This is a genomic window from Enterobacter quasimori (assembly GCF_018597345.1).
In the GTDB taxonomy this organism is placed as follows: domain Bacteria; phylum Pseudomonadota; class Gammaproteobacteria; order Enterobacterales; family Enterobacteriaceae; genus Enterobacter; species Enterobacter mori.
In genome coordinates this window covers 254,060-278,616 of record NZ_JAHEVU010000004.1, presented here as the reverse complement: position 1 = coordinate 278,616, position 24,557 = coordinate 254,060, and the positions used below count along the sequence as shown (strand labels likewise).

Here is a 24,557-nt window from a genome sequence, read left to right as displayed (position 1 = left end):
GTCAGCGTAGCGCCACCCGCCATTTTTTTAATGGTGTGAAGAGGTCTTCACGCCGCCTTCCGGCACCGGCACGTACGGGGTTTCTTTATCCGTACGACCGTCGGCGTTACGCACCTTCAGCCAGGTTTTGATGCCGTAGAAGATAATGCTGTACACCACCACCAGGAACAGAATGCTCAGACCCGCGTTGGTGTAGTTGTTCACCACGATATGGTTCATGTTGGCAATCTGCTGCGCGGTCAGATCCGCGCCGCCTGCGGCAATCTTCTCTTTGTACTGGTTAGCCATGAAGAAGAAGCCTTCCAGCTGCGGGTTAGCGCTGAACAGCTTCAGGCCAAGCGCCCAGGTGGTGCAGAGCAGCAGCCACAGCGCAGGAACCACGGTGACCCAGATGTATTTGGTGCGCTTCATCTTCACGAGGACCACGGTGCCGAGCACCAGCGCCACGGCAGCCAGCATCTGGTTAGAGATACCGAACAGCGGCCACAGGCTCTTCACGCCGCCCAGTGGGTCGACAACGCCCTGATACAGCAGGTAGCCCCACAGGCCGACGCAGCCCGCCGTACCCAGGATGCCCGCTACCAGAGAGTCGGTTTTCTTCAGGAACGGCACGAAGTTACCGAGCAAATCCTGCAGCATGAAGCGGCCTGCACGGGTACCGGCGTCCAGCGCGGTCAGGATGAACAGCGCTTCGAACAGAATACCGAAGTGGTACCAGAAGCCCATGTCCGCCCACGGCAGCACTTTGTGGAACACGTGTGCGATACCGACAGCCAGTGTAGGAGCGCCACCTGCGCGGTTCAGCACGGACGGTTCGCCGATGTCCTTCGCGGTCTGCATGATCTGCTCAGGCGAAATCACGAAGCCCCAGGAGCTGACGGTCGCCGCCGCGTGTGCGCTGGCGTCTTTCAGCTGCGCCATAATCAGCGCCGCGTTGTCGCCGCCCATCTCGTGCAGGTTTGGCATGGTGATGCCGAGGCCCGCAGGCGGGGTGTTCATCGCGAAGTACAGACCCGGTTCGATGATGGACGCGGCAACCAGCGCCATGATCGCCACGAAGGACTCCATCAGCATCGCGCCGTAGCCGATCAGACGCGCGTCTTTCTCGTTCGCCAGCAGCTTAGGCGTAGTACCGGAGGAGATCAGGGCGTGGAAGCCGGAGACCGCACCGCAGGCAATGGTGATGAACAGGAACGGGAACAGGGCGCCTTTCCACAGCGGGCCGGTACCGTCGATGTACTGGGTCACTGCCGGCATTTTCAGATCCGGGTTGATCAGCAGGATGCCGATAGCCAGACCGACGATAACGCCGATTTTAAGGAAGGTCGCCAGGTAGTCGCGCGGAGCCAGAATCAGCCAGACCGGCAGCAGCGCGGAGATAAACGCATAGCCAATCAGCGCGAAGGTAATGGTGGTGTCCTTGAAGGTCAGCGCCGGGCCCCAGTACGGGTCATGCGCAATCACGCCGCCGAAGTAGATGGAGGCCACCAGCAGCACGATACCAATCACCGACACTTCACCCACGCGTCCCGGACGCAGGAATCGCATGTAGATCCCCATGAACAGCGCAATCGGCACGGTTGAGCAGACGGTGAAGACGCCCCACGGGCTTTCGGCCAGCGCTTTCACCACGATCAGGGCCAGCACCGCGAGGATGATGATCATAATCAGGAAGCAGCCGAACAGGGCGATAGTCCCCGGCACGCGGCCCATCTCTTCTTTGACCATCTCACCCAGAGAGGCGCCGTTACGGCGAGAAGAGATAAACAGCACCATAAAGTCCTGCACCGCACCCGCCAGCACCACGCCGGCGAGCAGCCACAGGGTACCCGGCAGGTAGCCCATCTGCGCGGCCAGCACCGGGCCGACCAGCGGGCCTGCGCCGGCGATAGCGGCAAAGTGGTGGCCAAACAGCACGTAGCGGTTGGTTGGCACGTAGTTCAGGCCGTCATTGTTAATGACCGCCGGCGTGGCGCGCGTCGGGTCGAGCTTCATGACCTTCTGCGCGATGTACAAGCTGTAGTAGCGATAAGCCACAAGATAGACGGAAACCGACGCGACCACGATCCACAGGGCGCTTACGTGTTCGCCCCGGCGTAATGCGACAACCGCCAGACAAAAAGCGCCGAGGATCCCGAGTAAGGCCCAGGGCACGTGCTTCAGTAGTTTTTTAGTATCCATAGTAAGACCTGGTTTTTTATGTAAAGAAAAAAGGGTCAGGGTTCGTTGTGAGGAGGTATTGATTAATGCTGGAGCGATCGTGCCAGATCCTCGCGCGTGTAAAGGACGGTAAATGAGTGAGTGGTTGAAAGTGATGGGTGAGCGGTCAAAGGTGAGGGCGAGTGGTTCAGGCTCGCCGCCGGTGGGAGAAAATATGTGATTGCGATCACGCAGTTAGCTATGCCGTGCACTCAGCCAGATAGGTTGTCAGGGTCGTCACCAGCTTTTCCCTCAGCCAGGCAGGTTCTAAAATGTGAATATTTGGCAGCCAGTACAAAAGCAGCGGCAAAATTTGGTTCTCATGTGCTGCCTGACAGCGGAGCGTGACGCCATCGTGATGGTCTTCCAGCAGCTCTTGTTCCGGCAGGAGATCGCGTCGCATAAAGTAATGGGAAATATTATCGTTGATAAATATTTTCACTTCGAAAGTATCTTCAGAAACCCAGGGATCTAGGCTTTTTTCCAGCAGTTCAATCACGCTCTCTTCAGGAATAAATGTCGTGCCCTGAATATCCATCCAGCGAATCTGGCTCAGCGAAAAGGATTTTAACCTGCTATTTTCGGTGGCTTGTAAATACCATATATTTTTTTTGTTAATGAGTTTGTAAGGATTAATCAGACGGGTTTTACCTTTATAAACGATCTGACAAACATTATGGTTTTTAATCGATTTCTCAATTTTCGGTAAATAACGACCAATATCACGGTGTACGGTGTGCTCAGCGTCGTTGCCAAGAATAAGAATATGATTTTCATCAACGCGGTTTTCGAGTTTCTGCCAAAACTCGGTATTACGATCGGGGAAAAAGTTATCAGCATTCAGGAAGTTAGCAAGGGTGTGGTGCAGCCCTTGCGAGCCGGGAGATTGCGCTGAATGAATGAGCCGATATAGCCCATTTCCGGTATGTTCAACAATCGGAGAGAGTGCATTTAAATCGCGGTAGACGGTGCGCTCGGTAATTTTAAATTTATCCATGAGCGCACTGCGGTTTACCACACCGTGTAAATGTAGCTCAACCAGAATATCGACCAGACGTTCAGCCGAGCGGCTCCGCGTCGATTTAGCCATAAGGTCTTCCTGTATATTGGGGCTGGCGCTGAATGATGCGGGTAGCACTGACACGGGGTGTCAGTATTCAGGCGCAGAAAATTTCTCTTATGGTTATATAACGGCGTGCTTTAGCGGAAACCTTAGGGGTTTTTTGTAGAAAGCCGCGCTGACCGAAGAAAGGTCAGCGCGGGAAGGGATTAAACGGCTGCTTCAAGCTCCATCCTCACGGGGTGGAAGCGGCGTTTGAAATAGATCAGGCCGTGGCCCTCTTCACTGAGGATGATGTTTTTAATTTCAACGAGATAAACAAGATGCGTGCCGATGGTTTGCACCTGGCTTATCTCCCCTTCCAGGCTGGCGAGCGCGCCCTTGAGCACCGGCTGCGCCAGCGGGCCTTTCTGCCAGCAGGAGAGGGCAAAGCGCTCCTCCATGGCCATGCCGGTCATCCCGGCGAAATGACGGGCCATGATCTCCTGCTCGTGGTTCAGCACGTTGACGCACAGCCTGCCGTTGCCCTGAAAGACCGGGTTCATGGCGCTGTTGGCGTTGATGCATACCATCACTGACGGCGGCGTGTCCGTGACCGAGCAGACGGCGGTGGCGGTAATGCCGCAGCGGCCCGCCTCGCCCTCGGTGGTGACTACATTAACCGCAGCCGACAGGCTGCTCATCGCGTCGCGAAAACGCAGGCGTTGTTCATCTGAATGCATTGCAACCTCCCGCTGCGCTATTTCAGCAGCTTGTCGAGCATGTTGATATCGGTGTTGTTGTGCAGGTGCGGCACCGTCCAGCCGTGCTGGTCGTATTCGGACATGCAGCGGTCGACCATCGCCATCATCTTGTCCATGTTGCCGGAGCTTTGCGCCTGGCGCAGACACTGCAGGCGGATCTCATCCTGACTGCCGGAGTAGTTGATTTCGTACAGCTCGTGACGACCGCCAAACTCGCTGCCGATGGCATCCCACATCAGTTTCAAAATCTTGATGCGTTCAACGTGATCCATACCGTTGGAGCCGCGTACGTACTTCGCCAGATACTGGTCGATCTGCGGGTTGTTCAGGTCGCGGGCGCTGGAGGGCAGGTAGATCAGCCCGGAGGTGACGTTACGTTCGATGATGTTCTTGATCTTGGCGTAGGCCATCGGGGCCATCACGCGGTAGGTTTGCAGCGCGGCGTGATCCGGCAGGTAAGCGCCGTTGACCCACGGGGTGGCTTCGGAACACATGGAGTCGCTCAGCGCCCAGAACATGTTGCGCCAGGCCACCACTTCGCCGAGATCCGCCTGCACGCCGCGGAACTCCAGGGTGCCGGTGCACTCCAGGGATTTCTTCAGCAGGGCGGTGATAAAGTCGAGCTTCACCGCCAGACGCACGCAGGCCTGCAGCGGGTACATGCGGGCGAAACCGCCCTCCATCGTCCAGCGACGGCAGCGGTCGAAATCGCGGTAGATCAGCACGTTTTCCCATGGGATCAGCACGTGATCCATCACCAGGATGGCATCGTTCTCATCAAAGCGGCTGGAGAGCGGGTAGTCGTACGGGGATCCGGTTGCGCCTGCCACCATCTCGTAAGAGGCGCGGGAGATCAGCTTCACGCCCTCGGCATCCATCGGCGCGACGAACATCAGCGCGAAGTCCGGGTTTTCGCCCATCACCTGCGCGGAGCCGAAGCCGATCATGTTGTAGTGGGTCAGCGCCGAGTTGGTTGCCACTACCTTCGCACCGCTAACGATAATCCCGGCGTCGGTCTCTTTCTCCAGCTTGATGTAGACGTCTTTTACCTCGTCCGCCGGCTTGTGGCGGTCGATCGGCGGGTTAACGATGGCGTGGTTGAAGTACAGGCCGGTTTCCTGAATGCGGGTGTACCAGTTCCGGGCGTTCTGTTCGAACTGGCCGTAGAAGGCCGGGTTGGCGCCCAGCGCGCAGCCGAACGCGGCTTTGTAGTCCGGCGTGCGGCCCATCCAGCCGTAGCTCAGGCGCGACCACTCGGCGATGGCGTCGCGCTGCTGGCGCAGGTCGTCGGCGCTTTTCGCCACGCGGAAGAACTTGTGGGTATAGCCGCCGCTGCCGGTGTCGGTGCCCCAGCAGAGCGTGTCCTGCATGTCCGGCTTGTGCAGCGCGTCGTACATCTGCGCGATGGAGGCCGCCGCATTGCGAAACGCCGGATGGGTGGTGACGTCTTTGACGCGCTCGCCGTAGATATAAATCTCACGACCATCCTGCAGGCTTTTTAAATACTCTTCGCCGGTTAACGGGCGTTTGGCATCAGCGCGGAACTCTTCAGGCTTCATAGGGGACCTCGTATCGGAATCGGTTTGTTAAATTTATGTTTTGTTTTTGTTGTTTAATTGAAGCCTGAGAGGGACGTAACGTGAAGGGACGATTGGGACAACGACGGGTACTTTTCGCGAGAGATCGCAGAGTGTGATTTCCCTCACCCTAACCCTCTCCCAAAGGGAGAGGGGACGGTTACTCCCTCTCCCTTTGGGAGAGGGCCGGGGTGAGGGGAACAGGCGACACCGGTACTTTCTGCGCCCGATACGCGCTCGGCGAGCACCCTACTAAGCGGTTAAAAAATCGGGCGAAATAGGCCGGATCTTTGAACCCCAGCTGCCAGGCAATTTCGCTGACGGTGCTGTCGGAGAAGAGCAGCAGGCGCCTGGCCTCCCGCAGCTGGCGGTCGAAGATCAGGCGTTTTGGCGGACGGTTGGCGAAGCGGCGGCAGATATCGGTCAGGCGAGATTCGGTCAGGTGCAGCTTGCTGGCGTATTCCGGCACCGTCCAGTGCTGGTGGTAGTGGGTGTCGATCAGCTGGGTAAAGCGCTGGAACAGCTTCAGCTCGCCGCGCATGCCGCCTGAGGCGTGGTCGTCGAGCTTCGCGTTGCGCAGCAGCAGGGTAAACACCGCCTGCGCCAGCAGGACCAGGGTATGCTCGCGCCCGGGCAGCTGCTCCGTGGATTCCCGGGCAATCAGCTGCCAGTAGTGCTTCAGCGCCGCCAGCTCGTCCGGCCTGTCGGAAAGCGAAAGGCAGATCCCCGGCAGGCCGAACGCCTCCCGCGTGCCGGGGTAAAGCACCTCCAGCAGCGGCCAGATCAGATCCTCGCGCACCGTCAGCACGTGACCGTCGCTGTCGGATTCGGTGATAAACGCGTGCGGCACCGACGGTGGTGTGAGGACGAACAGCGGGGCCTGCACCGAGTAGCGGTGATCGTCGAGCTGGAGCTCAATCTGCCCGGTATCGAGAAAGTGCATCTGAAAGTACTGGTCGTGACGATGCGCCTGCATGTCGCGGCCAAAAAAGGCCGCCATGCGGGCGAACGACTGGTAGTGCACATCGTCGGTGCCCAGACTTTCGTCGTACTCCTTGCTGATATCAATGTTGGCGATAGGGCTCTGGCACATGAGCGTTCCTCTGTTGATCCCGCTGCGTCATCGGAATGCGCGTCAGCACCAGCGCGCCGACCACCAGCAGCCCGGCCACGAACCACAGCCCGGAGCTGAAGCTGCCGGTCGCGTCGCGCAGGATCCCAATCAGCAATGGGCTGACGGCGGATCCGACGTTGCCGATGGCGTTGATCACCGCCAGCGCCACCGCGCGGGACTGCAGGCTAATCACCCGATCCGGCGTGGTCCAGAATATCGCCATGGCGGTAAAGGATCCGGTTGAGGCCATAATGATGCCAAGCAGCTGGATCAGGCTGTGATCGGTGGCCGAGGCCAGCATCCATCCCGCCGCGGCGAACAGGTACGGCAGGATGGTGTGCTTTTTTCGCTCTTTCAACCTGTCTGAGCGGCGGCTCCACCAGATCATCCCGAGGATGGTGCAGAACTGCGGGATCGCCGCCAGCAGGCCGATGACGATGTTGCTGCTTCCCGTGTTGAAGCTTTGCAGGATCTGCGGCGTCCAGATGTTGATCGCGCTCAGCGTGTTGGTCAGGCAGAAGTAGGCCAGCGTGTAGAGCAGCACCGCCGGGGTCAGCACTTCGCGCAGGGTAGAGCGTGCCGAGGCAGGCTGCGTTACGGCCAGCTCCTGCTCGCGGGCGATCATCGTTTTGAGCGCCTGTTTTTCGTCGTCATCCAGCCAGGTGGCCTGGTCCGGCGTGTCGTTGAGGTAAAACCAGGTCACCACGCCGAGCACCACCGACGGCAGCCCCTCCAGCAGGAACAGCCACTGCCAGCCCTTGAGGTTCCATAGCCCGTCCATCGCCAGAATGTACCCGGAGAGGATCGAGCCGAGCATCATGGTGACCGGCATAGCAATCATAAACAGCGCGTTGGCGCGGGCGCGGTGATAGGCCGGGAACCACCAGGTGAGATAGACCAGAATACCCGGCAGGAAACCGGCTTCGGCAATGCCCACCAGCATGCGCAGGACGTAAAGGGTTTCGGGGCTGGTGGCGAACATGGTGCAGGTAGAGGCAATACCCCATACCACCATGATCCCGGCGATCCAGCGTCGCGCGCCGATCTTCGCCAGCATGATGTTGCTCGGGATGCCGCACAGCACGTAGGTGACGTAAAACAGCGTCGCGGCCAGGCCAAACATGGTTGACGTGAGGCCCAGATCTTTACCCATTGTCAGCCCGGCGAAGCCGATGTTGATGCGATCGAGGAACGAGAAGACAAACAGGATAAAGAGAAAGACGATCAGGCGTCGGAACAGCTTGTGAATGACGCGGTGTTCAACAGCTTTATTATCATGCGTTTGCAGGGTAGAGGTCGTCATGGTGCGCTCCAGATCTTACGTTTAGTAGACGGATTTATTGTTATGAACTGACGTAACCGGTGTTTCGATAAAGCGTGCCGCCAGCGCTTCCGCGCCGCGGGCAAGCAGGGTGGTGTCGACGCCGACGGCGACAAACAGCGCGCCGAGTTCGAGGTAGCGTTTAGCCAGCTGCTCGTTCGCCATCAGGATGCCGGGAGCTTTACCGGCGGCGCGTATCTGCGCGATCGCCTGCTCGATGGCGGCCTGCACCTCCGGGTGCTGCGGATTGCCGGCAAAACCCATGTCGGCGCTCAGATCCGCCGGGCCGATAAACACGCCGTCGACGCCTTCCACGTCCAGGATCTGCGGCAGGTTTTTTAGCGCCTCGCGGGTTTCAATCTGCACCAGCACGCACATGGCGTCGTTGGCCTGCTGCAGATAGTCCGGGATGCGGTTCCAGCGCGACGCCCGCGCCAGGGCGCTGCCCACCCCGCGAATGCCCGCAGGCGGGTAGCGGGTGGCACGTACCGCCAGCCGCGCTTCGTCGGCGTTTTGCACCATCGGCACCAGCAGGGTTTGCGCACCCACGTCCAGCAACTGTTTGATTTGCACCGGGTCGTTCCACGACGGGCGGACCACCGGCTGGCTGGGATAAGGGGCGATAGCCTGCAGCTGGGTTAAGACGGTCTGCACGCTGTTCGGCGCGTGCTCGCCGTCGATCAGCAGCCAGTCGAAGCCTGCTCCGGCCAGCAGCTCGGCGCTGTAGCTGCTGGTCAGCCCCAGCCATAACCCAATTTGCGGACGGCCTGCTTTCAGCGCCGCTTTAAATGCGTTTTGCATCGTGCTCTCCTAGACAAAGCGGCAGCTGATGGAGCCCATGTTGCCGTAATCGACGTGGAAGGTGTCGCCTCTGCTGGCGGGCACCGGGCGGGTAAACGAGCCGCCGAGAATGATTTGGCCAGGCTCAAGCTGCACGTCGTACGGCGCAAGCTTGTTGGCCAGCCACGCCACGCCGTTGGCCGGGTGGTTCAGGACGCCTGCGGCCACGCCGGTCTCTTCGATCACGCCGTTGCGGTAGAGCAGGGCGGAGATCCAGCGCAGGTCTAGCTCGTCGGGCTTAATCGGACGGCCGCCGAGGATCACGCCCGCGTTAGCGGCGTTATCGGAGATGGTGTCGAAGACCTTGCGCGGACGCTGGGTCTCCGGGTCGATGTTGTGGCAGCGGGCGTCGATCAGCTCCAGCGCGGGGATGACGTAATCCGTGGCGTTATAGACGTCGAAGATCGTGCAGTTCGGGCCGCGCAGCGGTTTTGCCAGTACGAAGGCCAGCTCCACTTCGATGCGTGGGACGATGAAGCGATCGACGGGAATGTCGCTGCCGTCATGGAAGAACATGTCGTCCAGCAGCGCACCGTAGTCCGGCTCGCTGATTTGCGAGCTGGCCTGCATCGCTTTGGAGGTCAGGCCGATCTTGTGGCCCTTCAGCACGCGGCCTTCGGCGATCTTCAGGCTCACCCATTCGCGCTGGACGGCGTAGGCGTCTTCAATCGTGATCTCCGGGTAGTCCAGCGAGATCGCGCGGATCTGCTCCCGGGACTGTTCCGCCTGATGCAGACGGTGGGCGATCAGGGTATGGGTATGTTTGTCGAGCATGGCGATATCCTGTTTTATGTTTTTTTCTCCCTCTCCCCGTGGGAGAGGGACGGGGTGAGGGCATCAGGCCGCAGAGGTATCCCCTCACCCTAACCCTCTCCCAAAGGGAGAGGTGACGGTATTACGTAAACAACGCGTGCACGTTGTTTTGCTTGTAATTGAGTGTCGGGTGCAGCTCGTCGAGCTCAAACGACAGCGCCAGATAGCGGCTCGCCATCAGCTCTGCGAAGTGTGTTTTGATCAGCGCAAACAGCATTTCACCGACCTCTTCACGGCTCTCCAGGCTGCGCCCGGTACCAATCTTCAGCGTCATATGCACAAAGGCGTAATCGTGCCTGCCGTCGGCCATCTGCCAGGTGTCCAGCCAGTGGGCGCGGCTGCGGATACCGCCGAGCGGGAAGATGCCCGTGGCGGCGAGCGCCTCGTTCACTTTGGCGAACAGCGCCGGCAGGTCGGCCTGCTCGCGGATGTTTTCGGTACATTCAGCAATAAAGTGCGGCATGGTGGCTCCTTACGCGGGCAGAGGGAAAACGGCGTTGACCTGGCCGGTGCCGGAGCTGGCGAACAGCTCGGTGAGAAACTCCACCTTGCCGTCGTATTTGTCCCAGCCGAGCATGCCCAGCAGCATCACCGTGTCGTGCATGTTGCCCTCGCCGTAGCAGTAGTCGGCGTACTCCGGCAGCATGCTGCAGAATTCTTTGAACTGACCCTCGCGCCACAGCTTCACCACGCGCTCGTCCATCTGGCGGTCGAACTCGCGGGTGTAGCTGTTCATCCCTTCTTCCGCGCGCTGGTCGTCGATAAAGCGGTGCGACAGCGAGCCGCTGGCGAGCACCGCCACGGTGCCGTCGTATTTTTCAATGGCGCTGACGATGGCCTCGCCCAGCCTACGGCTGTCGGCGAAGTCGTGAACCGTGCAGAACGCCGAGATGGAGACCACCTTGAAGTGCTTATCCGCGTTCATGTAGCGCATCGGCACCAGCGTGCCGTACTCGAGCTTCAGGCTCGGAATGTTGTGCGCTTTGGCGCGCACACCAAGCTTCACCGCCTCGTCGGCAATCAGCTGGCCGAGTTCCGGGTTGCCGTCGTAGTCGTAAGTCATGTCGCGGATAAAGTGCGGCAGCTCGTTGCTGGTGTAGACGCCCGAAAAATGGTCCGCACAGTTGATGTGGTAGGCGCTGTTCACCAGCCAGTGGGTGTCGAAGACGATAATGGTATCGACGCCCAGCTCCCGGCAGCGCTTGCTGATCTCTTTGTGTCCGTCGATAGCGCCCTGGCGGCAGCCGTGGTTTTTACCCGGCAGCTCGGAGAGATACATCGACGGCACGTGGGTGATTTTTGCCGCTAACGCTAATTTACCCATTTTCAGATCCCCCACTTTGGAATCGGATGGTCGCCCATGGAGATGCAGACGTTCTTCATCTCCGCGAATACCTCGAAGCTGTACTCGCCCCCCTCGCGGCCGGTGCCGGAGGCCTTCACGCCGCCAAACGGCTGGCGCAGGTCGCGCACGTTCTGGGTGTTGACGAACACCATGCCCGCTTCGATATTGCGCGCCAGGCGCAGCACCTTGCTGACGTCCTGCGTCCAGATGTATGACGCCAGGCCGTACTCTACGTCGTTGGCCAGGCGCAGCCCTTCCGCTTCATCCTTGAACGGCAGCAGGCAGGCCACCGGCCCGAAGATCTCCTCCTGCGCCACGCGCATGCGGTTATCAACATCCGCCAGCACGGTCGGGCGCAGGAAGTTGCCGCCCTTCAGGTGCGCAGGCAGGTCGGTCGGTTTGTCTGGGCCGCCCGCCAGCAGGGTTGCGCCTTCCTCGATGCCGAGGCGGATATAGCCGGAGACTTTTTCCCAGTGCTGCTGGCTAATCAGCGCGCCAATCTGGGTATTTGGATCGGTCGGGTCGCCCACGCGCAGGCGGTTGGCGCGCTCGGCAAAGCGCTTGACGAATTCCGGGTAGATGCTCTGCTGGATAAAGATGCGCGAGCCCGCGGTGCAGCGCTCGCCGTTGATGGAGAAGATGGTGAACAGGGCGGCGTCCAGCGCGCGCTCGATATCCGCGTCTTCAAAAATCAGTACCGGGGATTTGCCGCCCAGCTCCATGGAGTACTTCTTCAGCCCGGCGTTTTTCATGATGTTGCGCCCGGTGGCGGTGCCGCCGGTGAAAGAGACGGCGCGCACGTCGTGATGACGCACCAGCGCGTCGCCTGCCGTCGCGCCGTAGCCCTGCACCACGTTCAGCACGCCCGCCGGAATACCCGCTTCGAGGGCCAGTTCGCCCAGACGGTCGGCGGTCAGCGGAGAGAGTTCAGACATCTTCAGCACCGCGGTATTACCTAAGGCCAGGCAGGGGGCGACCTTCCAGGTGGCGGTCATAAACGGCACGTTCCACGGCGACACCAGCGCGCAGACGCCCACCGGCTGCACCAGGGTGTAGTTGAGCATCTTGTCGTCTACCGGGTAGGTCTTGCCGTTCATCTGCTGGCACACCTCGGCGAAGAACTCGAAGTTGTGCGAGGCGCGCGGAATGAGCACGTTTTTGGTCTGGTGGATCGGCAGGCCGGTGTCGGCGGTTTCCATGGCGGCGATCTCCGGCACGTTCTGGTCGATCAGATCGCCCAGACGACGCATCAGGCGCGCGCGCTCCTTCATCGGCAGGTTGGCCCACTTCGGAAACGCCTCTTTGGCGGCGGCAACGGCCTGATGGATTTCGGCTTCACCGCCGGCGGCCACTTCTGCCAGGACCTCGCCGGAGGCCGGGTTAGTGGTGTGGAAGTAGTCGCTGCCCGCGACGTTTTTACCGTTGATCCAGTGGTTAATCTTTTTCATTTTGCCGTCTCCTCAGTCACAATTCGGTTCACCAGGCGTCCAACGCCTTCCACTTCCACCACCACCTCATCGCCCGGCACTACGTCGGAGAGCCCCTTCGGCGTGCCGGTGGCAATCATGTCGCCCGGCTGCAGGGTCATAAAGTCGCTCAGGTACGCAATCAGGTACGGGATGCTGAAGATCAGATCCGCCGTGGTGCCTTCCTGACGCAGCTCGCCGTTAACGAAGGTGCGCAGGGCGAGGTTGTGCGGGTCGGGAATGGCTTCTTTTGGCACGATGTTGGGGGAAATGGGGGTCAGCCCGTCGCGGCTTTTCACCCGCAGGTTCGGGCGGTAGTAGTTTTCCAGGTAGTCGCGAATGGCGTAGTCGTTGCAGACCGTGTAGCCCGCAACATAGTCCATCGCCTCGTCTTCGCTGACCTTACGCGCGGTTTTACCGATGACCACCACCAGCTCCGCTTCGTAATGCATGTATTCGATATTGTTCGGACGCACCGACGTCTGGTTGTCGCCGTTGAAGGTGTTTGGCGCTTTGATAAAGACCAGCGGCTCGGTGGGCGGCTTGAAGTCCAGCTCGCTGGCGTGATCGGCATAGTTCAGACCGAGGGCAAACAGCGTGGCGTGCGGCGGCGTGCGGTGTGTGTTAGCAACGTCGCGTTCATCCACCATCGGGTTTTCCAGCGGCGGAAAGCCCTCCGCCAGAATACGCACGCGATCGCCCGGGCGGATCTCAACGCGGCTGTGAGGGGTACCGAGCAGGATCGCATCGCCGGGATTGAGGGTGGCGAACTCGCTCAGGGCGCTCAGCAGTTCGGCAGCGTTACGCTGAAGATCGGCGGTGTTCCAGTGGTCCGCTTCGCGGCCGTTGATCTCGGTGATGATGGTCAGGTTGTCTACGTTATCAACGGCGACAAGTTCGCCGAGCGGGCAGAATCCGTCCCGGCATTTGGCCTTGATGGCCGGGCGATAGAAGCTCTCTTCCGGCAGGCTCACCTCGTTGGCGAGCGCGTATCCCGCAATATATTCCGCAGCGTCCTCCACGCGTACCTTGCTGGCGGTTTTACCGATCACCAGCGCCACCGTCGCGCCGCTGAGCACCTTTTCCCCCTGCGGGAACGGAATGGGTTCGCCCGCGCGAATCACGGTGTTATGCGGTTTGATAAACCACACGGCTGTTTTCGGCGGCGTGTTGTAGGGGGCTTTTTCAAATGCCTCACGCCAGGCTTCACGCTGGCTTTGATGGTTGAGGGCGACGGCAAAAACGGTACCTTTCATTCACATACTCCTCAGGCCGGATGTCCTGTTTGGATTTCATTAATATGTTAATGATCTGTTTTTATGCTTTTGCTGCTCATTTCGCAATCAGAAGTGAAAAATTTGTGATATGAATAACAATAAATTTACATATTGATTTTTATCTGTATTAAAATCATATATTTAATAAAATTAACAGGTTTCTGTTAGACTTTTTAATGGAAAACGTGTTGTTTATAAAAACATCTTTTTGTGATTGTTTACTTGTTAATGATGTGAAGGGAAGAGGCTATGCATGATTCATTAACCATCGCGCTGCTGCAGGCGCGGGAAGCGGCGATGTCCTACTTCCGTCCGATCGTGAAGCGCCATAATCTGACCGAGCAGCAGTGGCGCATTGTGCGCGTGCTGGCTGAACATCCGTCGATGGATTTTCACGATCTGGCGTTTCGCACCTGCATTTTGCGCCCGAGCCTGACCGGCATTCTGACTCGGATGGAGCGCGACGGCCTGGTGCTGCGCCTAAAGCCGGTGAACGACCAGCGCAAGCTGTACGTCTCGCTGACCAAAGAGGGCAATGCGCTGTATGAACACGCTCAGGCGCAGGTCGAAGAGGCGTATCAGCAGATTGAGGCGGAGTATACGCCGGAGAAGATGAAGCAGCTGACGGCGCTGCTGGAAGAGTTTATTGCACTCGGCAATAGCCACATCATAGAGCGTGGGGAAGAGGGGTGATTTATCCTTTAAGCGCGGTCAGCAGTCTGCTGAACAGTTCGGGCAACGGAGCGTCATACCAGAGCGCATAGAGATCCGCCGGAATAGTTTCCTCAAGCGGTAAAAATTTGACCCCTGGCCAATGGATCAGGGCGCTGGTTTCTGGCAAAAGGGTGACGCCGTTCCCGGCGCTGACGAGGGCCAGCGCGGTTTGCGGTTCATACACCTGCTGAGCAATAGGCGGCGTGTAGCCATGTTCAACACAAGCCTCATAAATCTGGCGAGCATAATCGCTTTGGCTAAATGCCAGGGAGATAAACGGGCGTTGATTGAGCTCAGTGATCGAGATGCACTGGCGATGGCTGAGGGGATCGTTTTCATGCAGCGCAACCCGCATCGCTTCCCGTGATATAAGCTGGCAACGGATATCAGATTCAATACGGGGGATGACGTTGCGGTTAATCGCAATATCAATCGTACGGGCGCGCAACGCCTCAATTTGCTGCTGCTGCGACAGTTCACTCAGGCTCCAGTGAACGTCGGGGTTTTCCTCCCTGAAGGATTTCAGACGGGTCAGCAATGTTCCCCAGAGCGCGCTCCCCACCACACCGAGGTGAATATGTTGCTTTTCGCTACGACCAATTTGCCGGACGTAGTTGAGGGATTGCTCGGTGGCACTCAGCAGCCTGTCGACTTCGGCTTTCAGCACTTTACCTGCATGCGTTAATACGACTTTGCGACTGGAACGTTCAAAAAGGTCGACCTCCAGCATCTCTTCCAGCTCTTTAATTTGCATGCTCAGCGGTGGCTGAGAGATGTTAAGGCGCACCGCCGCACGGCCAAAGTGCAGTTCATCGGCAAGGACCTGAAAGTAACGCAGCATTCGCATACGTATACGACTGAGAGTCTGGGGATCGTTCATGAAGGGCATTATGCAGGGAGAGGATGTTTTCATTGTGCTCATCCTCTCCCAGACCTGTCAAACGGATGCGACAGCAGTGTGATGTAAACGCTCAGCGTTACTGCGTAGCACTGCGACAATCAGCGTCAGCAGCAGAAGAGCATAGGCGATAGTGGCGGTATTCACTGCACCGTGGAGACCGAAGCGGCTATTCACCAGCGAAGAGACGGTGGCGAAAAGGAGTGTTCCAACGGTTCCGCAGGTCAGCAGCGCGGAGATAAGCGTGGGTGAGCTGCGGCTAACCTGAAGTGAACCGTAGCTCATCAGGCCCGAGAACAGCCCCGAGTTGAAGAAGCCAAAAAAGCCGCAGGCGATCAAAATAAGGGTACTGTTTGAACTGTTGGCAATCAGCGCGATGGATATCATCCCAATGAGGGTGCAAATCATCAGGAATGTACGCAATTTCATCCACTTCACCGTGAACTGATTGAGGAACAGTCCCGTTGCCTTGGTGACCCAGTAAACGGTAGTGAAAAGCGCGGCCTGTTCAGGAAGAAGCCCAAAGCGAGATTGCAGGTATCCCGGCGTCCACATGGTAAAAATAGGTTCTGCGAGCAAAAACAGGAATAGCGCCAGGCAGATAAGCCAGACGGACATCCCCCAGGGCTCTGCACAAGGTTGAGAGGCTTGAGCGGCTGGCGCCGGGGATTCTGCAGCAGGAAAGCGTGCCCGCAGGACCATAACCAACATCAGCGCACCAAGAGCACCCATAATGGCGTACATGGCAATCCAGCTTGCGCCCAGCTTAAAGACCCAGGCCAGGACGAAGGAGAGTGTCGCCCCCGCCAGGCTGAAAAAGAAGTCGGTAAAGATAAGGCTGGAAGAGCGGCTTTTTTCGTCCGGATTAATACGTACCACCAGATAACTGCCGATGGTCATAAAGATGCCGCCGCATGCCCCGATGAGCGCAACGGCCAGACTAAACATGGAGAGGGTTGGGACGAAGAAGAGCAGGCAACTGGTGAGAACTGTCAGAGAGGCCGCTATCGCCAGCGGTTTTTGCAACCCCCATTTTTTCATCAACAGGCCGCCAAACATAATGGGCACAAACATGCCGATATTCATCAGGGTAAAAACCTGACCAATAAAGCTGGGATCTTTATTGAAGGCGGCGCAAAGGGGGCCGAGCACTATACCAAGCGTGGAGACCAGCGCTCCGACAAAATAGTAACTCAACCATGAAACGGCATTTAAACTGCCGCGCGAGTAGTTTTTCTCTGCCATAAATGTTTCTCCGGCAGGATCTGCATCCTGCCTGTGGACCAAAATTAGTGCCAGTTCTTCACAAACTGGCTCATAAGACGAATGAAGTCCTCTGTCACCATCGCGGCGCATTTCAGCGTCTGCTCGTGGGAGAGTTCGACATCACTAAGTCCTTCAGCCATGTTGGTGATGGCGGATACTGCCAGGACCTTCAGCCCACAGTGGCGGGCAACAATCACCTCCGGGACAACAGACATACCCACTACATCCCCGCCGATTTTTTGCATCATGCGGATTTCTGCTGCAGTTTCGAAATTGGGTCCTGGATAAGAGACGAATACGCCTTCGTGCAATGGCAGCTCCAGATTTTTGGCGGTTTCGTGTAATTTTTGACGGAGATCGCTGTCGTAGGCATTTGCCAGACTGAAGAAACGTGGGCCGAAACGGTCATCATTTGGCCCGACCAGAGGGGTGGAGGGCATGGTATTAATGTGATCGTTAAGCGCGACCAGTGAACCGGCGGGAATAGCGGGATTAAGCGAGCCCGCCGCATTCGTGCATAACATAAATTCGCAGCCGAGCAGCTTAAACGTCCGAACCGCGTGCGTCATGATGCCCATCCCGACGCCTTCGTAAAAATGACCGCGGCCTTTCATGCAGATCACGTCCACGCCATGCAGTTTGCCCATGACCACTTCGCCAGCGTGGCCAATAACGGTACTAACCGGAAAACCAGGCAGTTTTTCATAAGAGATCGCGATTTTATCGTCAAGCTTATCCGCGAGCGCACCCAGACCAGAGCCCAGGATCATCGCAATGCGTGGGGTAAAATCGGGTTTTGCAGCGCGCAGCATAGCCGCGGCTTCATAAGGGGTATCATTAACTATGGAACGGGACATAAGCACTCCTGAATAACGTGGTATTGCGTCATTGTCAGCAGGCTTTGATTGCCGTTCCAATATGATAAACGCGCTTATTGATTCAAAATTCGAATTGATGATGCACTGTCGTCAATTATTTCAATAAGTTAGTTTTTCTGGCGTGATGAGCATGGGGAAAAGGGGGGAAATGAACTGTGACAATGTTCACTTGTACTTTTATGCGGGACAAACAGTTAAGGAGGTAATAAACCCTACGCTCACTATGATTTTCGTAAAGTTTTCCTTTTTCTGGCCGAAAATTCTGTATCTGTCTGAGGAAGAGAAAACATGTTAAACCGTATCAAGATTGTCACCAGCTTACTGCTGGTTTTAGCGATATTTGGCCTTTTACAACTCACATCCGGTGGTCTTTTCTTTAATGCCCTGAAGAATGACAAAGAGAATTTCATCGTCCTGCAAACCATTCGTCAGCAACAATCTACCCTCAACGGGAGCTGGGTTGCCCTGCTGCAAACCCGTAACACCCTGAACCGCGCGGGTATCCGCTACATGATGGATCAGAGCAACATCGGCAGCGGCGCGACCGTTTCCGATCTGATGCAGATTGCGTCTGCCTCGCTGAAGCAGGCGGAAAAAAACTGGGCGGATTACGAAGCCCTGCCGCGCGATCCCCGTCAGAGCGACGCCGCTGCGCTGGAAATCAAACGTAATTACGAGATCTATCACGGCGCGCTGGCTGAGCTGATTCAGCTGCTGGGCGCGGGTAAAATCAACGCCTTCTTCGACCAGCCGACCCAGAGCTATCAGGACGGTTTTGAGAAGCAGTACGTGAGCTACCTGCAGCAGAATGACAAGCTGTATGAGACGGCGGTGAAAGACAGCAACAGCTCCTACAGCCAGGCCATCTGGGTGCTGATCGGCGTGCTGATTGCCGTGGTGGTGGTGATTGTCGCCGTCTGGCTGGGCATCAAGCAGGCGCTGATTTCTCCGCTGAATCGCCTGATCGACAGCATTCGCCATATCGCCAGCGGCGACCTGGTGAAGCGCATCGATGTTGAAGGCTCCAATGAGATGGGTGAACTGGCCGACTCGCTGCGCCACATGCAGGGCGAGCTGGTGCGTACCGTTGGCGACGTGCGTAACGGTGCGAATGCCATCTACAGCGGCGCGAGCGAAATCTCGATGGGTAACAACGATCTCTCGTCCCGCACCGAGCAGCAGGCCGCTTCCCTGGAAGAGACCGCGGCCAGCATGGAAGAGCTGACCGCCACCGTGAAGCAGAATGCCGAAAACGCCCGTCAGGCGAGCAACCTTGCGCTGAGCGCCTCTGAAACCGCGCAGAAAGGCGGTAAAGTGGTGGATAACGTGGTGCAAACCATGCGTGATATCGCGGGCAGTTCGCAGAAAATTGCCGATATTATCAGCGTGATCGACGGCATTGCCTTCCAGACCAACATTCTGGCGCTGAACGCGGCGGTAGAAGCGGCGCGTGCCGGTGAGCAGGGCCGTGGCTTTGCCGTTGTTGCAGGCGAAGTCCGTAACCTGGCGCAGCGCAGCGCCCAGGCTGCCCGTGAAATCAAGAGCCTGATTGAAGACTCCGTCAGCCGCGTGGAAGTGGGCTCTACTCTGGTAGAGAGCGCGGGGGAAACCATGGGTGAAATCGTGAATGCGGTAACCCGCGTGACGGACATCATGGGTGAAATTGCGTCTGCGTCTGACGAGCAGAGCCGCGGTATCGACCAGGTCGGCCTGGCGGTCGCGGAGATGGATCGCGTGACCCAGCAGAACGCCTCGCTGGTTGAGGAGTCTGCCGCAGCCGCAGCCGCGCTGGAAGAGCAGGCGAGCCGCCTGACGCAGGCCGTGGCGGTGTTCCGCATTCAGCAGGAGCAGATGAAAGCGCGCGAGTTTGCCTCCGCGAAAACCGTTGTGACCCCGGTTATGTCGCGTAAAGCCGCGACGGTCGATTCAGGCGATAACTGGGAAACGTTCTAACTCTGCGCGTTGTGCCGGGTGGCGGCTGCGCCTTACCCGGCCTACGGTTCAGGGTTGTGTAGGCCCGGTAAGCGCAGCGCCACCGGGCGATATTACAGAGGCAGGCGCATGGCGCAGCGCGTTTCGTACGCGAAACCGTGCGCGGCCTCTTCTTCCCTTTTCTGACGCAGTTCAGGCGTAAGTGCCGTTACGCGTTCAAACCCCAGCCGCGCATAGAATGGCGCATTCCACGGCACGTCCCGGAACGTCGTTAACGTCAGCGACGCCAGCCCCTTTTTGCGGGCATGCTCAGCCGCACAGGCGATGAGCTGCCGACCTATACCTTTTCCCTGCCAGTCCAGATCAACTGAAAGTTCCACAATAAACAGCGACGAAGCGTGCGCTTCTGCAAGGAGAAAACCCACGGGACGACCCGCTGCCAGCGCCAGCCAGCTCAGGCCCTGTTCGGCATAGTCACGATGCTGTTCAACGGAAATGACGTCGCCGTCAGCAAGCCAGGCCAGTTCAGGCAAGGCTCGAAAACGCTGGCCTGCCGCGCGCTCAATGGCGGGCAGGCAGGCAACGTCATGCGCAGTGGTGGGGCGGAAGATGATTTTCATGGCGGCAAGTATAGCCTGATCCGTTTATTCCGAGCAGATCAGCAGCGGCGAGTAGAAATTGCCGATCACCATTGCCTCTTCCGGCGTGCGTTCGATGGTCAGTAGCCTTTTCTGTCCCGGTGTTAAGCCCGCAACGTATTTTTCGAAGACTCCATCGGGTAATTCATCGTGGCTAAATCGCTCGACGTTGATAATGGCGATTTCAAAAAGCGTGTCGTGCATGTGCCGCCAGTTAAACGTTTCCTGACGGGAGACTTCCCAGCCCTGCCGGATATTTCGCACATTCCCGTTGAGCGTGAAGTAACCCGTGCCGTCGGGATGAAAGCGCATCAGGATCTCGCCGTCGAACGTGAAGCTGTTGTCGTCACGCTGCTGTGTGAAGGTCAGGTTACCTTCGCACACGACGGGCATGGATGGCGTATGGCGGTACCAGAGTACGGTGATGATGATTAACAGCAGGTTGAAGGCGATAACCAGCCCTATTTTTTTACGCGTCATGATTCACCATTCGTAGGCATAAAGCGTGCGGCAGGCGCTGGCGGTGTTCTCTTTCGACAGGGAGCATTGCGAAAGCACCATCCTTCCTTCATGGCCGTAGAAAAGCGTGTTCTGAATGTGCAGATAAAAGAGGGAGTTTTTCAGGCACGGTAGGTTGCCGTCGCGCTGTATCGCTTGTGCCAGCGCTATTGCCTTGTTGCGAAACACATCTGCCAGCGGTGAGAAGGTGTAGACCGGACATTCACCAAAATGTGTCAGAAGATGCATTTCTGCATGCTGCTGATTTTGCTTGATAGCGACTATCCAGATGCACAGCGCCAGCACCACAAGCGTCAGCCCGCTACTGAGCAGCCATTGAGGCTGAAAATGATACGGCCTACTGGCTGAGGCTGGGCAATCAGATTTTTCAGCCAGGGAATGGACCGTGATGTCCGCGCTCAGCATAAAGCCCATTTTGGGCACGGTGACAATAAACAACATCTCGGGCACGAGGCTTGCCAGCAGTTTCCGCAGGATACTGATGTACTGATTAAGTGAATTGTTGGAGCCCTGCAGGCCGCGCTCATCCCACACGTCATGCAGGAACGCCTCGCGTTCGATGACGTTACCGTGATGGAGCACCAGCATTTTCATAATGCTGTTGGCGGTTGCCGTCATCACCTGAGGTTCGACATCTGGCGTATCAACAAGTGAAACGGAACCGTCTTCGTCGTTATAGACGAGGGTATCAGCGAGCAGGTATTTCATAGAGTATTGTCAAAGGAGCAGTTGGAAAAATACAAACGGTGAATAGTACGCGTGCTATTCATCTAAGAAGCTCGGTATTCTAACTGCTTTGTTACCGATAACATTGATCCAGTCGGGCATTCTCGCTGTTTAATAAATGAGCATCGTCAGAGGTAAAGCGAGTGCTGTTCCAGCAGGCAGATTTTTCGGTGAAACTCCGCCAGGTTCTGGCAGCGGAATTTGGTCATCGCGTTACGCTTGTGGGTATAGATGGTTTTGGGGGATTTATTCAGCAGTTGCGCAATGCGAACCAGGCTGATCCCTTTACTGAGCAGGGTACACACCCGCAGTTCAGAGCGGGTGAGGTTAGCATCAGGACGGTAGCGCTGGGTGAAATCGGCGTTTCTCAAATGCTGGCTGAGCTGAATAATCGAGATGTTTCCAGCCAGCACCCTGACGCGCCCGGCAGGCAGATAGACGTTGATGTCGTTCACGCGGCATTCGTCCGTAAATATCAGCCAGCCGTTATCGGTGGTCCCTTTCATGATTTGCTCGCGCATGCGCAAGATGGTTTCCGGGCTGACGCTGTTGATCCAGAAAATATCAGGACGCGGCGTCATCATCATCGAAATAAGCGTTTTCAGGCCAAGCCACAGGAAATAGTTATCGCTCAGAACGATGACGTGAAAGTCGACGTGGGTGCTGCGTGAGAGAGTCATGTCAGGTGTCGCCCGTTAACGTGAGGGAGCCAGAGGGTCCTCATGAAAATTAAAGTAGGGCAATACTCTACATCCTGAGCCTAAACTAATATGTATATAGATTAGATTGCATTAAATATAGTGATTTTCTCTGTTTTATAATAGGCATATAGCTTTTTATAATTTTGAAATTGCCCGGCGGAACGCCGGGCAGAGAGGATATTAACTGTCGCGACTGATAATTTTAATTTCCACCATCCCGATCCCAAGCTGTCTCGGGGAGTGGCCGAGGATATTGCCTTCGTTAGTGGACTGCGGGTCTGGCGGAACGATGACGAGCGTGCTGCTGCGCGACGGATTGTCGAAATGCAGCGTGGTGGTGCTTACGTCATTGCCAAGCGTCAGGATCTGTTCTTTATCACCCACGCGCACCGGGATAGGGCGGTTAGCATTTGGCCCGAATGCTCTGGCCGTGATCACCAGATCGAATTTTTCCGGCAGCGGATGGGCATACTCAATTTTCACTTCGTCACCCAGTTGGGCGTTGGACCAGCGACCCCATGATTCCGGGCGGGAGATGCCGCTGAACTGTTTGACCTCTTCCGGCGCGCCGGCCACGTTAAAGATAAAACTGTCCGCTTTATAGCGAATGTCGTTATCGACAATCTTCAGCATGTCGACGTTACGCTGATAGCGCGCGGTATCGATAACCGTATCGTTAAAGGCCGTTTTGCCTTTCCACTGTTTTTTATCAACATGCTGGACGGACTGCTCTCCGCCGAGCTGTCCCTGAGCGACGCACCAGTCGGTAGACAGGGCCAGCGGCTGCGACCAGAGCTGGCCCATCTTGTAACACGCGTCGATCCAGACAAAATTGTCGCGGGGGGCGAACTCAGCCAGCTGATAACGCAGCGGAGCGGAGTATTCACTTTCCGGCAGCGGTTCGACGCGGTTGTCCGACACGCGCAGCAGCAGCGGCAGGCGGAAGTGGCTGCCGGAGAAGGCAATCATTTTTTTATCCTGGTCGATGGTGAAGTCTTTCATCTCTTTCGGGAAGTTCCACAGGCGGATGATATCCGGCTTCCACGCCAGGATTTTCTCCTTCATGTTGAGAAACACTTCTGACAGAGATTGCCCGGACAGCGTGCTGCGGCCCAGGCCAATAAAGTTATCGCCGCCCAGAATGTCCAGCACCGTGGCGCCGTTATCCATCGAGTTACGCCTGGTGGCGATGACCTCCTGCTGGGGCTGGTCGCCGCGCAGGATGAAGAACAGGTTGCTGCGGTCCTGCTTGTTAAGCTCATCCCAGGCGCTGTTTTTCATCGCCAGATGGTCAGACGACACCACAATCACCGTGTTTTTGAAGTAAGGCGAGGCTTTGATTTTGTCGATCAGCGCGGCGATATGTTCCTGGCTGCAGGTGACGGCGCTGAAGGACGTATTACTCTTGCCATTGATGTCATAATTTTTGCGTTTACAGGTGCGAGAGACAAATCCATCCGGATGATGGGTATCCACGGTCAGGGCAAAAAGCGAGAAGCGTTTGCCCGCGCGGGAGAGTTCCTCGAATTTTTGCCAGGTCTCGTCCAGCACCGTATCGTCGTAGAAGCCCCAGTCGTTACGGTAACTCGGGTCCGCGACGAGGGTTTTTAACTCTTCCGAGCCGTAGAGGTGGTCAAAGCCGTGCGATTTGAGGAACACGTCTTTGCCAGCAAAACGCAGGTTTGCGCCCTGCATAAAGTAGTTTTCGTAGCCGGAATTTTTCAGGATATCGCCAAGACAGACATTTTGCGGGAAGAAGCTCGACATGGACGCCGAGGCGTTGCCCTCAAAAGGCGCGAACAGCGGGATACCGCACTGCGACGCGACCATACCGGCGATGGTGTAATCGGTGCCGGGTAACTGCATGGTGTGGCTGAAATCGAGACCTTCGTTTTTCAGGGGCCCCAGATCCGGGGTCAGGTTCGGGAAGGCATCGTTATCAAAATAGGTGCGCTCCAGGCTCTCGCCATAGATATAGACCAGATTGAGCTTCGGATTGTCGATCTTCTTCGCGGGCTCTTTGTAATACGCCACGAAATCGGGGTCACCCTCGCGCGACTGGGATTTCACCAGTTCGGTGATTTGGTGGAATGCCGGGCTGGCGTCAACAGAGGCCAACGCCAGGCACAGAGCCAGCAGGCTGTAGCCATGATGGTGCGGGTGATGACGACGGCGGCGCAGCACCCAGGCAAGGGAGCCAAAAATAGCAACCAGCGCAAATACTACGCCCAGACCTGGAAGTATGTACTTACCAACCCCTGCGCCCGTCAGGCTATTCGTCAGGGTGTAGAGTACCGCATCATTAATACCGTCACCGGTAAAGTAATCGCTGGCGTATAACGTAATGTTCAAAACAATAAAAATGCCGAGCACCACCAGCGTGGCAATAAACCACCAGGTATTTCGGCCCGCTTTCCAGGCGTAAACGCCAACGGAAGCCAGGAAAAGGATAAGGGACATTAACTCTGACAACAGCATATCCTCATGACGCCAGACGCTTTGCTGGCTAACTGATTATTTTTTGGTAATA

Annotated in this window: 22 protein-coding genes; 2 read left to right on the top strand and 20 right to left on the bottom strand. The window is 57.2% G+C overall.

The window, feature by feature from the left end; all coding sequences use genetic code 11:
- Window positions 1-27 precede the first annotated feature (27 nt).
- The 12 genes from KK102_RS16940 to hpaG form a co-directional block, all read right to left on the bottom strand.
- Window positions 28-2,181, bottom strand: a complete 2,154-nt coding sequence (locus KK102_RS16940) for a carbon starvation CstA family protein (protein ID WP_216358061.1) — start codon at window positions 2,179-2,181, stop codon at window positions 28-30.
- A gap of 217 nt (window positions 2,182-2,398) precedes the next feature.
- Complete coding sequence (locus KK102_RS16935) at window positions 2,399-3,289, bottom strand: helix-turn-helix transcriptional regulator (RefSeq protein ID WP_108417170.1); 891 nt, start codon at window positions 3,287-3,289, stop codon at window positions 2,399-2,401.
- 179 nt (window positions 3,290-3,468) lie between these two features.
- A complete protein-coding gene (locus tag KK102_RS16930; RefSeq protein WP_216358060.1) occupies window positions 3,469-3,981 on the bottom strand; it encodes a 4-hydroxyphenylacetate 3-monooxygenase reductase subunit in 513 nt (170 codons plus the stop codon).
- 17 nt (window positions 3,982-3,998) lie between these two features.
- The gene (gene hpaB / locus KK102_RS16925; protein ID WP_126545194.1) at window positions 3,999-5,561 is read right to left on the bottom strand and encodes a 4-hydroxyphenylacetate 3-monooxygenase, oxygenase component; all 1,563 of its coding nucleotides are present in this window, start codon (window positions 5,559-5,561) and stop codon (window positions 3,999-4,001) included.
- A gap of 178 nt (window positions 5,562-5,739) precedes the next feature.
- Window positions 5,740-6,672 carry a 4-hydroxyphenylacetate catabolism regulatory protein HpaA gene (hpaA, locus tag KK102_RS16920; protein WP_216358059.1) on the bottom strand — a complete coding sequence of 311 codons (933 nt, stop codon included), beginning with the start codon at window positions 6,670-6,672 and terminating at the stop codon, window positions 5,740-5,742.
- Entirely contained in the window at window positions 6,644-7,996 is a 1,353-nt protein-coding gene (hpaX, locus tag KK102_RS16915) for a 4-hydroxyphenylacetate permease (protein WP_216358058.1), read from the bottom strand. Before hpaX ends, hpaA begins: the two co-directional genes overlap by 29 nt.
- 21 nt (window positions 7,997-8,017) lie before the next feature.
- Window positions 8,018-8,815 carry a 4-hydroxy-2-oxoheptanedioate aldolase gene (gene hpaI, locus KK102_RS16910; RefSeq protein WP_216358057.1) on the bottom strand — a complete coding sequence of 266 codons (798 nt, stop codon included), beginning with the start codon at window positions 8,813-8,815 and terminating at the stop codon, window positions 8,018-8,020.
- 9 nt (window positions 8,816-8,824) lie between these two features.
- On the bottom strand, window positions 8,825-9,628 hold the full coding sequence (hpaH, locus tag KK102_RS16905; RefSeq protein WP_216358056.1) for a 2-oxo-hept-4-ene-1,7-dioate hydratase: 804 nt from the start codon (window positions 9,626-9,628) through the stop codon (window positions 8,825-8,827).
- Between the two features lie 121 nt (window positions 9,629-9,749).
- The gene (locus tag KK102_RS16900) at window positions 9,750-10,130 is read right to left on the bottom strand and encodes a 5-carboxymethyl-2-hydroxymuconate Delta-isomerase (protein WP_216358055.1); all 381 of its coding nucleotides are present in this window, start codon (window positions 10,128-10,130) and stop codon (window positions 9,750-9,752) included.
- 9 nt (window positions 10,131-10,139) lie between these two features.
- Window positions 10,140-10,991, bottom strand: a complete 852-nt coding sequence (gene hpaD / locus KK102_RS16895) for a 3,4-dihydroxyphenylacetate 2,3-dioxygenase (RefSeq protein ID WP_014830538.1) — start codon at window positions 10,989-10,991, stop codon at window positions 10,140-10,142.
- A gap of 2 nt (window positions 10,992-10,993) precedes the next feature.
- Window positions 10,994-12,460 carry a 5-carboxymethyl-2-hydroxymuconate semialdehyde dehydrogenase gene (gene hpaE, locus KK102_RS16890; RefSeq protein WP_065102008.1) on the bottom strand — a complete coding sequence of 489 codons (1,467 nt, stop codon included), beginning with the start codon at window positions 12,458-12,460 and terminating at the stop codon, window positions 10,994-10,996.
- Window positions 12,457-13,734 (bottom strand): 4-hydroxyphenylacetate degradation bifunctional isomerase/decarboxylase, encoded by a 1,278-nt coding sequence (gene hpaG / locus KK102_RS16885; protein WP_216358054.1) that lies wholly within the window; start codon window positions 13,732-13,734, stop codon window positions 12,457-12,459. The genes hpaE and hpaG overlap by 4 nt, the downstream gene beginning before the upstream one ends.
- Before the next feature lie 270 nt (window positions 13,735-14,004).
- Between hpaG and hpaR the strand changes: the two genes are divergently transcribed.
- A complete protein-coding gene (gene hpaR / locus KK102_RS16880) occupies window positions 14,005-14,448 on the top strand; it encodes a homoprotocatechuate degradation operon regulator HpaR (protein WP_216358053.1) in 444 nt (147 codons plus the stop codon).
- A 1-nt stretch (window position 14,449) separates the two neighbouring features.
- Here the strand turns inward: hpaR and KK102_RS16875 are convergent, their stop codons facing one another.
- The 3 genes from KK102_RS16875 to xapA are packed head-to-tail and all read right to left on the bottom strand — an operon-like array spanning window position 14,450 to window position 17,490.
- Window positions 14,450-15,349, bottom strand: a complete 900-nt coding sequence (locus KK102_RS16875) for a LysR family transcriptional regulator (RefSeq protein WP_216358154.1) — start codon at window positions 15,347-15,349, stop codon at window positions 14,450-14,452.
- A gap of 57 nt (window positions 15,350-15,406) precedes the next feature.
- Window positions 15,407-16,612: an MFS transporter TsgA gene (gene tsgA / locus KK102_RS16870; protein WP_126545187.1), complete on the bottom strand. Its 1,206-nt coding sequence runs from the start codon at window positions 16,610-16,612 to the stop codon at window positions 15,407-15,409.
- A 44-nt stretch (window positions 16,613-16,656) separates the two neighbouring features.
- Window positions 16,657-17,490 (bottom strand): xanthosine phosphorylase, encoded by an 834-nt coding sequence (gene xapA / locus KK102_RS16865; RefSeq protein WP_126545186.1) that lies wholly within the window; start codon window positions 17,488-17,490, stop codon window positions 16,657-16,659.
- A gap of 309 nt (window positions 17,491-17,799) precedes the next feature.
- Between xapA and tsr the strand changes: the two genes are divergently transcribed.
- Entirely contained in the window at window positions 17,800-19,464 is a 1,665-nt protein-coding gene (gene tsr / locus KK102_RS16860) for a methyl-accepting chemotaxis protein (RefSeq protein ID WP_216358052.1), read from the top strand.
- Window positions 19,465-19,556: 92 nt separating this feature from the next.
- On the opposite strand, the gene KK102_RS16855 is transcribed toward tsr, so the two are convergent.
- The 5 genes from KK102_RS16855 to opgB all read right to left on the bottom strand — a co-directional run bounded on the left by KK102_RS16855 (window position 19,557) and on the right by opgB (window position 24,499).
- Window positions 19,557-20,063: a GNAT family N-acetyltransferase gene (locus tag KK102_RS16855; RefSeq protein ID WP_126545184.1), complete on the bottom strand. Its 507-nt coding sequence runs from the start codon at window positions 20,061-20,063 to the stop codon at window positions 19,557-19,559.
- A 24-nt stretch (window positions 20,064-20,087) separates the two neighbouring features.
- Entirely contained in the window at window positions 20,088-20,561 is a 474-nt protein-coding gene (locus KK102_RS16850; protein ID WP_216358051.1) for a hypothetical protein, read from the bottom strand.
- A 3-nt stretch (window positions 20,562-20,564) separates the two neighbouring features.
- On the bottom strand, window positions 20,565-21,308 hold the full coding sequence (locus KK102_RS16845; RefSeq protein ID WP_216358050.1) for a winged helix-turn-helix domain-containing protein: 744 nt from the start codon (window positions 21,306-21,308) through the stop codon (window positions 20,565-20,567).
- A 146-nt stretch (window positions 21,309-21,454) separates the two neighbouring features.
- On the bottom strand, window positions 21,455-22,006 hold the full coding sequence (locus tag KK102_RS16840) for a helix-turn-helix transcriptional regulator (RefSeq protein ID WP_216358049.1): 552 nt from the start codon (window positions 22,004-22,006) through the stop codon (window positions 21,455-21,457).
- A 201-nt stretch (window positions 22,007-22,207) separates the two neighbouring features.
- A complete protein-coding gene (gene opgB, locus KK102_RS16835) occupies window positions 22,208-24,499 on the bottom strand; it encodes a phosphatidylglycerol--membrane-oligosaccharide glycerophosphotransferase (protein ID WP_216358048.1) in 2,292 nt (763 codons plus the stop codon).
- Window positions 24,500-24,557 lie beyond the last annotated feature (58 nt).

Excerpts from the sequence above, each read along its gene's own strand:
- KK102_RS16940 (WP_216358061.1), bottom strand. The coding sequence starts at position 2,181 with ATGGATACTAAAAAACTACTGAAGCACGTGCCCTGGGCCTTACTCGGG.
- KK102_RS16935 (WP_108417170.1), bottom strand. The coding sequence starts at position 3,289 with ATGGCTAAATCGACGCGGAGCCGCTCGGCTGAACGTCTGGTCGATATT.
- KK102_RS16930 (WP_216358060.1), bottom strand. The coding sequence starts at position 3,981 with ATGCATTCAGATGAACAACGCCTGCGTTTTCGCGACGCGATGAGCAGC.
- hpaB (WP_126545194.1), bottom strand. The coding sequence starts at position 5,561 with ATGAAGCCTGAAGAGTTCCGCGCTGATGCCAAACGCCCGTTAACCGGC.
- hpaA (WP_216358059.1), bottom strand. The coding sequence starts at position 6,672 with ATGTGCCAGAGCCCTATCGCCAACATTGATATCAGCAAGGAGTACGAC.
- hpaX (WP_216358058.1), bottom strand. The coding sequence starts at position 7,996 with ATGACGACCTCTACCCTGCAAACGCATGATAATAAAGCTGTTGAACAC.
- hpaI (WP_216358057.1), bottom strand. The coding sequence starts at position 8,815 with ATGCAAAACGCATTTAAAGCGGCGCTGAAAGCAGGCCGTCCGCAAATT.
- hpaH (WP_216358056.1), bottom strand. The coding sequence starts at position 9,628 with ATGCTCGACAAACATACCCATACCCTGATCGCCCACCGTCTGCATCAG.
- KK102_RS16900 (WP_216358055.1), bottom strand. The coding sequence starts at position 10,130 with ATGCCGCACTTTATTGCTGAATGTACCGAAAACATCCGCGAGCAGGCC.
- hpaD (WP_014830538.1), bottom strand. The coding sequence starts at position 10,991 with ATGGGTAAATTAGCGTTAGCGGCAAAAATCACCCACGTGCCGTCGATG.
- hpaE (WP_065102008.1), bottom strand. The coding sequence starts at position 12,460 with ATGAAAAAGATTAACCACTGGATCAACGGTAAAAACGTCGCGGGCAGC.
- hpaG (WP_216358054.1), bottom strand. The coding sequence starts at position 13,734 with ATGAAAGGTACCGTTTTTGCCGTCGCCCTCAACCATCAAAGCCAGCGT.
- hpaR (WP_216358053.1), top strand. The coding sequence starts at position 14,005 with ATGCATGATTCATTAACCATCGCGCTGCTGCAGGCGCGGGAAGCGGCG.
- KK102_RS16875 (WP_216358154.1), bottom strand. The coding sequence starts at position 15,349 with ATGAACGATCCCCAGACTCTCAGTCGTATACGTATGCGAATGCTGCGT.
- tsgA (WP_126545187.1), bottom strand. The coding sequence starts at position 16,612 with ATGGCAGAGAAAAACTACTCGCGCGGCAGTTTAAATGCCGTTTCATGG.
- xapA (WP_126545186.1), bottom strand. The coding sequence starts at position 17,490 with ATGTCCCGTTCCATAGTTAATGATACCCCTTATGAAGCCGCGGCTATG.
- tsr (WP_216358052.1), top strand. The coding sequence starts at position 17,800 with ATGTTAAACCGTATCAAGATTGTCACCAGCTTACTGCTGGTTTTAGCG.
- KK102_RS16855 (WP_126545184.1), bottom strand. The coding sequence starts at position 20,063 with ATGAAAATCATCTTCCGCCCCACCACTGCGCATGACGTTGCCTGCCTG.
- KK102_RS16850 (WP_216358051.1), bottom strand. The coding sequence starts at position 20,561 with ATGACGCGTAAAAAAATAGGGCTGGTTATCGCCTTCAACCTGCTGTTA.
- KK102_RS16845 (WP_216358050.1), bottom strand. The coding sequence starts at position 21,308 with ATGAAATACCTGCTCGCTGATACCCTCGTCTATAACGACGAAGACGGT.
- KK102_RS16840 (WP_216358049.1), bottom strand. The coding sequence starts at position 22,006 with ATGACTCTCTCACGCAGCACCCACGTCGACTTTCACGTCATCGTTCTG.